The sequence below is a fragment of the Bacteroides sp. UBA939 genome, from assembly GCF_002293435.1.
Classification (GTDB): domain Bacteria; phylum Bacteroidota; class Bacteroidia; order Bacteroidales; family Bacteroidaceae; genus Bacteroides.
In genome coordinates this window covers 1-9,730 of sequence record NZ_DBDF01000195.1, presented here as the reverse complement: position 1 = coordinate 9,730, position 9,730 = coordinate 1, and the positions used below count along the sequence as shown (strand labels likewise).

At 40.4% G+C, this 9,730-nt stretch carries 12 protein-coding genes; 8 read left to right on the top strand and 4 right to left on the bottom strand.

What is annotated here, in order from left to right:
• Window positions 1-276 precede the first annotated feature (276 nt).
• The 4 genes from B2Z67_RS12405 to B2Z67_RS12390 are packed head-to-tail and all read left to right on the top strand — an operon-like array spanning window position 277 to window position 2,828.
• Entirely contained in the window at window positions 277-750 is a 474-nt protein-coding gene (locus B2Z67_RS12405; protein ID WP_291530150.1) for a phosphatidylglycerophosphatase A, read from the top strand.
• Window positions 735-1,244 (top strand): GtrA family protein, encoded by a 510-nt coding sequence (locus tag B2Z67_RS12400; RefSeq protein WP_291530149.1) that lies wholly within the window; start codon window positions 735-737, stop codon window positions 1,242-1,244. Before B2Z67_RS12405 ends, B2Z67_RS12400 begins: the two co-directional genes overlap by 16 nt.
• Window positions 1,245-1,251: 7 nt before the next feature.
• Window positions 1,252-1,899 (top strand): CDP-alcohol phosphatidyltransferase family protein, encoded by a 648-nt coding sequence (locus B2Z67_RS12395; protein WP_291530148.1) that lies wholly within the window; start codon window positions 1,252-1,254, stop codon window positions 1,897-1,899.
• Window positions 1,896-2,828, top strand: coding sequence for a phosphatase PAP2 family protein (locus B2Z67_RS12390; RefSeq protein WP_291530147.1), 933 nt, complete (start codon window positions 1,896-1,898; stop codon window positions 2,826-2,828). Before B2Z67_RS12395 ends, B2Z67_RS12390 begins: the two co-directional genes overlap by 4 nt.
• A gap of 65 nt (window positions 2,829-2,893) precedes the next feature.
• On the opposite strand, the gene B2Z67_RS12385 is transcribed toward B2Z67_RS12390, so the two are convergent.
• The gene (locus tag B2Z67_RS12385) at window positions 2,894-4,468 is read right to left on the bottom strand and encodes an Rne/Rng family ribonuclease (protein WP_291530146.1); all 1,575 of its coding nucleotides are present in this window, start codon (window positions 4,466-4,468) and stop codon (window positions 2,894-2,896) included.
• A gap of 325 nt (window positions 4,469-4,793) precedes the next feature.
• The gene (locus B2Z67_RS12380) at window positions 4,794-5,069 is read right to left on the bottom strand and encodes an HU family DNA-binding protein (protein WP_291530145.1); all 276 of its coding nucleotides are present in this window, start codon (window positions 5,067-5,069) and stop codon (window positions 4,794-4,796) included.
• 207 nt (window positions 5,070-5,276) lie between these two features.
• Between B2Z67_RS12380 and mutY the strand changes: the two genes are divergently transcribed.
• From mutY to B2Z67_RS12360, 4 genes are all read left to right on the top strand, one after another.
• On the top strand, window positions 5,277-6,317 hold the full coding sequence (mutY, locus tag B2Z67_RS12375) for an A/G-specific adenine glycosylase (RefSeq protein ID WP_291530144.1): 1,041 nt from the start codon (window positions 5,277-5,279) through the stop codon (window positions 6,315-6,317).
• Between the two features lie 70 nt (window positions 6,318-6,387).
• On the top strand, window positions 6,388-6,849 hold the full coding sequence (locus B2Z67_RS12370) for a single-stranded DNA-binding protein (RefSeq protein ID WP_291530143.1): 462 nt from the start codon (window positions 6,388-6,390) through the stop codon (window positions 6,847-6,849).
• A 23-nt stretch (window positions 6,850-6,872) separates the two neighbouring features.
• Window positions 6,873-8,219 carry a gliding motility-associated protein GldE gene (gene gldE / locus B2Z67_RS12365; protein ID WP_291530142.1) on the top strand — a complete coding sequence of 449 codons (1,347 nt, stop codon included), beginning with the start codon at window positions 6,873-6,875 and terminating at the stop codon, window positions 8,217-8,219.
• A 12-nt stretch (window positions 8,220-8,231) separates the two neighbouring features.
• Window positions 8,232-8,867: a 4'-phosphopantetheinyl transferase family protein gene (locus B2Z67_RS12360; RefSeq protein WP_291530141.1), complete on the top strand. Its 636-nt coding sequence runs from the start codon at window positions 8,232-8,234 to the stop codon at window positions 8,865-8,867.
• Between the two features lie 17 nt (window positions 8,868-8,884).
• Here the strand turns inward: B2Z67_RS12360 and B2Z67_RS12355 are convergent, their stop codons facing one another.
• Both B2Z67_RS12355 and B2Z67_RS12350 read right to left on the bottom strand, forming a co-directional pair.
• Window positions 8,885-9,118 carry a (4Fe-4S)-binding protein gene (locus B2Z67_RS12355; RefSeq protein WP_291530140.1) on the bottom strand — a complete coding sequence of 78 codons (234 nt, stop codon included), beginning with the start codon at window positions 9,116-9,118 and terminating at the stop codon, window positions 8,885-8,887.
• 8 nt (window positions 9,119-9,126) lie between these two features.
• On the bottom strand, window positions 9,127-9,429 hold the full coding sequence (locus B2Z67_RS12350; protein WP_291530139.1) for a GNAT family N-acetyltransferase: 303 nt from the start codon (window positions 9,427-9,429) through the stop codon (window positions 9,127-9,129).
• Window positions 9,430-9,730: the final 301 nt, after the last annotated feature.

Sequence of the window (9,730 nt, the reverse complement as noted above, 5' to 3'; positions counted from 1 at the left end):
GGGGAGGTGGTAGGTAAAACAATAAATACCTATTAATCACAATAGTTAGGAATCCCTTTTTCACCTACCACCCCGCCCTGCGGACACCCCTCCTCCCGGGAGGAGGGGAATGTATCTTAGTGAGAGAAATCAGATAATCTGTCAGCGAAGCTAATAGAGATACTTCATTAGCATACAAACAACTTGCAAAACCACAGTCATAAATAAGAGGGTTTATGCCCAAAGTTCTGGTATATTATCTCTGACTTTTGACATACCCTCTTTTATATATTTCCTATGGAGAAACCTTCCTTCTTCCCCATCCTTATCGGCACAGGCTTCGGCTCGGGCTTTTTCCCTTTTGCTCCGGGTACGGCAGGAGCTTTGTTAGCTACACTTATCTGGTTCGGACTCTCCCTTTTTATTTCGGAAACTTGTTTGTTATGGACGACTGCCGCTTTAGTATCACTGTTTACAATAGCAGGAATCTGGGCCACTAATCGTTTGGAACCATATTGGGGAGAAGATCCTTCGCGAGTGGTGGTGGACGAAATGGTAGGAGTATGGATAACTCTTCTGGCTGCTCCTGCGGGTCACATTTGGTATGGGCTGGGTGCATTTGCTCTGTTTCGTTTTTTTGATATTCTGAAACCATTGGGTATCCGGCGGATGGAAAAGTTACCCGGCGGAGTAGGAGTAATGATGGACGATGTGCTGGCAGGAGTATATGGCTTCATCGTTTTAATTGTGGCGAGATGGCTGATAGAGTAAAGGAAGAAAGTCGATTCTTGGGCTGGCGCAGAGAAGCATGGCTTTTTTTAAAAGCTCAACTTTCTGCACAGATAGCAACTGTGGTCGACTTTCTGATAACTATTCTCTTAGTAAAGCTATTTGCTATATATTATTTATATGCTACGTTTGTAGGTTCCATAATTGGTGGCATTGTAAATTGTATCATCAATTATGAGTGGGTATTTAAAGCTGGGGACTGTAAGAAAATACATGTAGCGCTGAAGTATTTCATAGTGTGGGGTGGGAGTATCCTCATTAATACTTGGGGCACTTTTGCTTTAACCGAATGGTTGTCAGGAATGGAGTGGGTGAATGGGTTGTTAGGACATTATGTCGATGATGTGTTTATCCTGTCTAAAATAAGTGTGGCTTTTCTGGTTGCATTTTTCTGGAACTACTATTTGCAACGGGTTTTCGTTTATCGTAACCATGATATTAAAGGATTTCTGAAACAACGTTTAGAAAATAAATAGAATGAACATGAATTATAGAGATTGGCTGCAACAAGTTATATACAAAATTATTAATCCTGTGATACGTGGTATGATTAAGATAGGTATCACACCTAACTTTATCACCACTACCGGATTGCTGCTTAATATCGCAGCTGCCGCTTTGCTGGTATATGCAGGTATGCATGAACCGGGTAACCTTGCTTATGTAGGCTGGGGCGGAGGTGTTATTCTTTTTGCCGGCTTGTTTGACATGATGGACGGACGCGTGGCGCGTCTCGGCAATATGTCATCTACCTTCGGGGCATTGTATGACTCTGTCCTTGACCGTTACAGTGAACTTATTACTTTATTCGGAATCTTCTACTACCTGATATTGACGGGTTATCAGTGGGGTTCCATTATTGCTTTTGTTGCTCTTATCGGTTCGCTGATGGTAAGTTATGTACGTGCACGCGCCGAAGGTCTGGGGTTGGAGTGCAAGGTGGGATTTATGCAACGTCCTGAGCGAGTGGTGTTAACCAGTCTGGGCGCTTTATTCTGCGGTATCTTTTCCGGTTGCGAACTTTTTGATCCGATGCTTATTTTGATTGTTCCTTTGGCGATAATTGCCATATTGGCTAATCTGACGGCATTCGTCCGGTTGGCGCATTGCTATAAACTTTTGAATAAATGATAAAAGAATATTTTCCTCCGGTGAGAGAAACGGTGCTGGTAACTGTGGTTACAGTAGCTTTTCTTTTACTGACAGCTACCTGTATCGGTCTTCGTCCGGAGCATTTCATGATGGCAGGTATATTCCTGTTTTTGTTTTTTGCAGGAAAAACAACTCGTAAACTGGCGGTAGCTTTACTGCCTTTTATTATTTTCGGCGTTTCCTATGACTGGATGAGAGTGTATCCCAATTATCAGGTAAATCCCATTGATGTGCAAGGTCTGTATGAAGCAGAGAAATCTATTTTCGGTATTTCCGTGAATGGGGTTTCAATGATTCCTTGTGAGTATTTTGCTATACACCATTGGTCGGTTGCCGATTTTTTTGCCGGTATATTTTATCTTTGTTGGGTACCTGTACCTATTATATTCGGTCTTTGGCTTTATTTCAAAGGATCTCGCCGGATGTATTTGCGCTTTTCAATGGTTTTCCTGCTTGTAAATCTCATAGGTTTTGCCGGATATTATATCCATCCTGCTGCTCCGCCCTGGTATGTTATGAATTACGGTTTTGAGGCTATGCTGGATACGCCGGGTAATGTGGCGGGGCTGGGACGTTTTGATGAATTGCTGGGATGTGCTGTCTTCAATTCTATCTATGGGCGTAATGCAAATGTTTTTGCCGCCGTACCTTCATTGCATGCGGCATATATGGTAGTAGCGCTGGCTTATGCTGTCATAAATCATTGTAAGACTTGGTTGATAGCCTTGTTTGCTTTCATAATGGTAGGTATCTGGTGTGCAGCTGTTTATTCGGGGCATCATTACCTGATAGATGTTCTGTTAGGAATCTTATGTGCGTTATTGGGTATTTCTGTTTTTGAAAAAGGATTGATGGAATGGAGCGCGTTTAAGCGTTTCTTGGAACGGTATAGTAAATATATTCATTGATACATAGAATACAAAGAAAGAGGGTGTATTAAAAGTTTTGCTTTTATAATACACCCTCATTTTTCTTATTTAATTTCGATTTCTTCTTTCATATCAATCTCTTCCCCTTGCGGGTCATAGAATGCATATTGCAGAAACGCAAGTTTCTGGCTTGGAATAATCTTAATACCAAATCCGTATTTCATCTTCCACTTCCATTTTAAGGAGATAATCCCTTTATTAATGTAGGCGGCGATATACGGGTGGATGTGTAACGAAAAGTTCTTTATCTTCAATTTGTTTACTAAGTAATCAATTTTACTCTCTAAGGTGTCTGTGAAAAGAATAGATGATTTGATTGTGCCTTTTCCGAAACATGTAGGACATATCTCGGTTGTGTTGACATCCATTGCCGGACGTACACGCTGGCGGGTGATTTGCATCAGTCCGAATTTGCTGAGCGGTAGGATGTTGTGACGTGCTCTGTCCTTCTGCATGTTGGCACACATACGTTCGTAAAGCTTTTGTCTGTTTTCGGCTTCATTCATATCAATGAAATCCACCACAATGATACCACCCATATCTCTTAACCGCAATTGGCGAGCCAGTTCGTCGGCAGCTCCCAAGTTCACGTCGAGTGCATTAGCTTCCTGTCCGTTGGCATTCTTAGTGCGGTTACCGCTGTTCACGTCTACTACGTGAAGCGCTTCAGTATGTTCAATGATCAGATAAGCGCCACTTTTGTATGAAATGGTTTTTCCAAATGATGCCTTGACTTGTTTGGTGATACCAAAATTGTCGTAAATGGGGAGCTGTCCTTTATACAGTTTTACAATTCCTGCCCGCTCGGAGGCGATGAGAGTTACATAATCCTTGATTTCATGGAACACGGTTTCGTCATTGACGTAGATGTTCTCGAAAGAAGGATTGAACAAGTCACGTAACAGGCCTACGGCACGGCTGGTTTCTTCATAAATCAATGTAGGAAATTTGGTCGCTTTCTGTATTTTAGTAACAGCTTCTTCCCAATGCTTTAATAAAACTTTAAGCTCCCCGTCGAGCTCGGCTACGCGTTTTCCTTCGGCAACTGTACGGACGATAACACCAAAATTTTTCGGTTTGATGCTCATCAATAATTGCTTGAGACGGGCGCGCTCTTCGCTCGATTTAATTTTTTGCGATACGGAAACTTTGTCGTTGAAAGGTATAAGCACCAAGTATCTTCCGGCAAATGATATTTCGGAAGTCAGGCGCGGACCTTTAGTTGAGATAGGTTCCTTGACAATTTGCACCACTACTTCTTGTCCTACCTTTAATGAGTTGGCTACGGTGCCATCTTTTTCAAGATCGGGAAGTATGGTTGCTTTGGTGATTTGGGGGAGTTTTTTTTTGTCGCTTAAAATTTGCTTTACGTACTTCTCTAATGAGTTAAATTGAGGACCTAAGTCCAAATAATGAAGAAAAGCATCTTTCTCGTAACCCACGTCCACGAAACAGGCATTCAGGCCAGGCATCAATTTCTTGATCCGGCCTAAATACATGTTGCCCACTGAGAAAGAGAGGTTTCTACCCTCACTCTGAAGCTCTACCAAACTCTTGTCTTCGAGCAGGGCGATAGAAACTTCTTTGGGCTGTACATCTACAACGAGTTCGCTTGTCACAATTCTTTTTGCTTTTTTAGTTCTAAGTAAATAGAGTTATATGTTGACGGGAGGAAATGAATAAATCTACTGTTCTCGTAAACATGTTCTCTTTTACTTTAATTCATCATAAATAGTTACTTAAACAAAGAACAAACCCGCGAGACAAATAGCTTCACAAGTTTGTTCTTTATTTCTGTCCTTCAGACTAAAAATTACTTTTTGCTTTTATGTCTGTTCTTTCTTAGTCTTTTTTTACGCTTGTGCGTAGACATTTTATGTCTTTTCTTTTTCTTTCCGCTAGGCATAGCTTCAATAATTTAAAAGGGTTAATACTCTATATTTGTTATTTTTTCACGGAGATTGTGAATGTTTTAGCAGGTTTGAATACCGGGATTTTATGTTCCGGAATAATAATCGTAGTATTCTTAGAAATATTACGAGCTGTTTTTTGTGCTCTTTTCTTTACTACGAAGCTACCAAATCCACGGAGATAAACATCTTCATCTTTGGCTAAAGATGCTTTCACTATGTTCATGAACGATTCAACAGTCGTGAGCACTGTTGTTTTGTCAATTCCGGTGTTTTTTGAAATTTCGTTTACAATATCAGCTTTAGTCATTTTTCTTAAAAAAAATATTATTACTATTGTTTCCTAATTTTTTGGACTGCAAATATATAGCTTTTTGCTCTCTATAAAAAATATATTCTGAACATTTTTTCAAAAAGTCCTTTGATTAAGTTTTGTTAGGGCGAAAAATAACTAATTTTGTAGCTATGGAAGGCAATGGATAGTCCTTTTTACATTTTTATAAGTGGTTGTGATAGAATGAGTTTATTTAGTGAAGTACTGGTCGGATGGTATAAAGAGAACAAACGCGAACTGCCTTGGCGGGAGACTACCGACCCATATATAATATGGATTTCTGAAATAATTCTGCAACAAACCCGTGTGGTTCAAGGGTATGAATATTTTCTACGTTTCATCCGTCGTTTTCCGGATGTGAAGACATTGGCTGAGGCCTCGGAAGATGAAGTGATGAGATATTGGCAGGGATTAGGTTATTATTCCCGTGCCCGTAACTTGTATGCGGCAGCAAGAAGTATGAACGGAGTATTTCCGGTGACTTATGAAGGAGTGCGTGCGTTAAAGGGAGTAGGGGATTATACTGCGGCAGCTATCTGCTCATCGGCTTATGGAATGCCTTATGCTGTGGTAGACGGTAATGTATATCGTGTACTTTCCCGCTATTTCGGTATTGAAGTACCGATAGATAGTACTGAGGGAAAGAAATTGTTTGCTGCATTAGCTGAAGAATTGCTGGATAAATCCCGTCCGGCTATATATAATCAGGCGATTATGGATTTCGGTGCTATTCAGTGTACACCGCAATCGCCTAATTGTATGTTTTGCCCGCTGATGGATAGTTGCTCTGCTTTGAGGACGCAGGTGGTAGCTAAATTGCCCATAAAGCAACATAAAACAAAAATAATCAACCGCTACTTTAATTATATATATGTGCGCGTAGGCGCGTGTACTTATTTGCATAAGCGAACGGGTAATGATATCTGGAAAAACCTTTTTGAACTTCCATTGGTTGAGACGGATGCTCCGGTATCGGAAGAGAAATTCAGAGAACTTCCGCAGGTGCGTGCGCTTTTTGCTGATGAAGAATTTCTGTTGTTGCGTTCCGTATGTCGTGATGTGAAGCATGTGTTATCTCATAGAGTGGTGTATGCAAACTTTTATGAAATTGTTTTGCCCGAGGATTCTACTTCCTTTTCTACTTATCTGCGTGTAAAAATAGAGGATTTGGAACACTATGCAGTTTCCCGGCTGGTACACGCTTTTTTGGAGAAATATCTATAAAAATCGAGCTTATTCTTGCATTATGTAAATATTCTGCTTAATTTTGGCAGCAAATTAAAATTAAAAGATTATGTCAGTAAATAAAGTAATACTAATTGGGAATGTAGGTAGAGATCCTGAAGTAAGATACCTTGATTCCGGTGTTGCCGTGGCTTCATTGCCTTTGGCTACTACCGATCGTGCTTATACTTTAGCTAATGGTACACAAGTACCTGAGCGAACCGAGTGGCATAATCTGGTACTTTGGCGCGGATTGGCGGAAACGGTTGAAAAGTATGTGCATAAAGGTGACAAGCTTTATGTGGAAGGTAAAATCCGTACCCGTTCGTACGACGATCAGACTGGGGCAAAACGCTATGTTACAGAGATTTTTGTCGATAATATGGAGATGTTGACGCCGAAGGGAACATCCGTATCAGGTGCTGTGCCCCAACCTGGAGTGGCGCAAACTTCTGCAGATGCTGTGCAGCAAAATATAAAACCGCAGGCAAATCCTGTGCAAGATAATGCAACGGACGATTTACCGTTCTAATTGTTAAACTAAAACCAAAATCTTTGGACCCTGACGCTTATTTATGCCAGTTGGCAGATGTTTTTAACGGTATATCCGTACATACTCCTACTGTTTTTGCTACTATAGCTCTTGTATTGGCAGGTTTGTTATTGCTTGTTTCCGGCTTTGCTTCAGCTTCTGAAATAGCTTTCTTTTCATTGTCCCCTTCTGATTTGAATGCTATCAGTGAGAGGAAACACCCTTCTGATGAGAAAATCAGTAATCTTTTGGATGATACGGAACGTTTGTTAGCGACCATACTGATTACGAACAATTTTGTGAATGTAACGATTATCATGCTATGCAATTCCTTTTTCATGAGCGTGTTTGAGTTTCATTCTTCTATCGCGGAATTTTTAGTATTGACGGTTATTCTAACCTTTCTTTTATTACTTTTCGGTGAGATAATGCCGAAAATATATTCGGCTCAGAAGACATTGGCATTCTGTCGTTTTGCGGCGCCGGGTATCCGGATGCTTCGTTCATTCTTTTATCCGTTGGCTTCTATGCTGGTGCATTCCACTTCATTCCTGAATAAGCATTTCGCTCGTAAGAATCATACTATTTCTGTAGATGAACTATCTCATGCTTTGGAACTGACAGATAGGGCTGAACTCTCGGAAGAGAATAATATTCTGGAAGGAATTATCCGTTTTGGCGGTGAAACAGCGAAAGAAGTGATGACTTCCCGTTTGGATGTGGTGGATCTGGATATTCGTGCGTCATTCAAAGATGTTTTGAAATGTATCGTTGAGAATGCCTATTCCCGCATTCCGGTCTATTCGGAGACAAATGATGATATTAAGGGGATTTTGTATATCAAGGACTTGCTTCCTCATTTGAATAAAGGTGAGTTTCGTTGGCAATCATTGATTCGCCCGGCTTATTTTGTTCCGGAAACGAAGATGATTGATGACTTGTTGCGTGATTTCCAGGCTAACAAGATTCATATTGCTATTGTGGTTGATGAATTTGGCGGAACGTCGGGCATTGTGACAATGGAAGATATTATTGAAGAAATAGTAGGTGAAATCCATGATGAATACGATGACGAAGAACGTACTTACGTCGTGCTCAATGATCGTACATGGATATTTGAAGCGAAAACACAATTGGGTGATTTTTATAAGATTACGAAGATTGACGAAGAAACTTTTGATGAAGTTGCGGGCGATGCTGATACGCTTGCCGGATTATTATTGGAACTGAAGGGGGAATTTCCGGTAATGCATGAGAAAGTAGCATACACCCACTATGAGTTCGAAGTACTGGAGATGGATAACCGTCGCATTCTTAAGGTGAAGTTCACCGTCAATACCTCACCATTGGATTCCGATAAGAAAGATTGATTTATAAAAAATATGCCTCTTTTCATACAACATATAGAGTCTTCATACCGCTTGGGAGTTTGGAAGATGGATGAAACCTTGGATGAATTGCTGGATATGCTTCCGCAACGGGAAATATATTTGCAAGAGATGCAACGTTTCTCTGCTGAACATCGCCGCTTGGAGTGGTTATCGGTTCGTATGTTGTTGTTCACTCTGTTAGGAGAGGAAAAGACAATAGCTTATTATCCCAGCGGGAAGCCTTATCTGGCAGATAAATCCGCATCTATCAGTATATCTCACACACGTGGGTATGTATCAGTGATTATCGGTGAAGCCGGTAAGGAGGTGGGCATTGATATAGAACACTATGGTGAGCGGGTACATAAAGTGGCGCATAAATATATGCGTACTGATGAAATCTTATCTTCGTATCAGGGAACGGGTACTTGGGCTTTATTACTTCATTGGTCGGCTAAGGAAGTTATGTTTAAGTGTATGAATGCATCGGATGTTGATTTCCGGGAACATCTGCACATTTTTCCTTTTATTGTTGCTGAAAAAGGAGTTTTTCTAGCTGAAGAGTATAGAACTCCGGAGCAGCGTAAGTTTGAAATTCACTATATTCTGCATCCGGACTTTGTGCTGACTTGGCAAGGAGGCTTTTGAAACATCTTCTCTCGCTTTTACATCTTTTCTTTCTTTTCGTTATTCATTCTGTAGCTTAATGCCCCCGACGGACACTTCTTGATTTGTGCAATCAATTCCTCTGTCGTCGCATTTCCAATTTTTATCCAAGGTTGTTCTCTCGGATGGTAGACATTCGGGAGTGTTTTGGTACAAATGCCTGCATGTTGACATAATTCAGGTTGCCAGATGATGGTTAGCTCTCCGTTACTATATTCTTTCTTTATATTCATGGCTGCTATTATTGAATGTGAGAACCTTTTAATATGATACGTTTCCATTCCGGATGCTTATGTATATATCCGGATACAAACGGGCAGAGAGGTACTAACTTGAGTCCTTGCCCATCAATGTTTTTTAATACTTTTTCTACGAGTTGACTGCCAATGCCTTTACCGCCGATCGGAACCGGTACTTCGGTGTGTGTCAGATAAATCTCGCCGTTACTTGATTTGATATACTCTATTTTAGGAATATATTGTTTGATATGAAGCTCGTATTGGTGACGTTTCTCATTGTCTATTAATTCATAATCTTCTTCCATACTTATATGTATTAATTGTTTTCAGCACTTATAACACCTAAAATATGCAATTTGTTTTATGATACCCGATTAACTATACATTTGCCGGGTGAATCTATCCTGAATAATTCATGCTTCAGGAGTTAGAGGAGGTAAAGAGGTTATCAGTCAACAAGTTGGCTTAGTAGTTAAAGCCGATACTAATGTTATATGATTCACTGAGTATCGGCTTTAACTCCTTAACTCCTAACGAAGTGATAACTACTTTAACTACAGTATGAATAATGCAGGTTAACTACAGTAAGTAGCTGTTCATAATTAG

Bases quoted from the DNA above. Each gene is read 5' to 3' on its own strand.
- B2Z67_RS12380 (WP_291530145.1), bottom strand. From the start codon at position 5,069: ATGACTAAAGCTGATATTGTAAACGAAATTTCAAAAAACACCGGAATT.
- B2Z67_RS12360 (WP_291530141.1), top strand. From the start codon at position 8,232: ATGCCTCTTTTCATACAACATATAGAGTCTTCATACCGCTTGGGAGTT.
- B2Z67_RS12370 (WP_291530143.1), top strand. From the start codon at position 6,388: ATGTCAGTAAATAAAGTAATACTAATTGGGAATGTAGGTAGAGATCCT.
- B2Z67_RS12400 (WP_291530149.1), top strand. From the start codon at position 735: ATGGCTGATAGAGTAAAGGAAGAAAGTCGATTCTTGGGCTGGCGCAGA.
- B2Z67_RS12350 (WP_291530139.1), bottom strand. From the start codon at position 9,429: ATGGAAGAAGATTATGAATTAATAGACAATGAGAAACGTCACCAATAC.
- B2Z67_RS12405 (WP_291530150.1), top strand. From the start codon at position 277: ATGGAGAAACCTTCCTTCTTCCCCATCCTTATCGGCACAGGCTTCGGC.
- B2Z67_RS12395 (WP_291530148.1), top strand. From the start codon at position 1,252: ATGAATTATAGAGATTGGCTGCAACAAGTTATATACAAAATTATTAAT.
- mutY (WP_291530144.1), top strand. From the start codon at position 5,277: ATGAGTTTATTTAGTGAAGTACTGGTCGGATGGTATAAAGAGAACAAA.
- B2Z67_RS12355 (WP_291530140.1), bottom strand. From the start codon at position 9,118: ATGAATATAAAGAAAGAATATAGTAACGGAGAGCTAACCATCATCTGG.
- B2Z67_RS12390 (WP_291530147.1), top strand. From the start codon at position 1,896: ATGATAAAAGAATATTTTCCTCCGGTGAGAGAAACGGTGCTGGTAACT.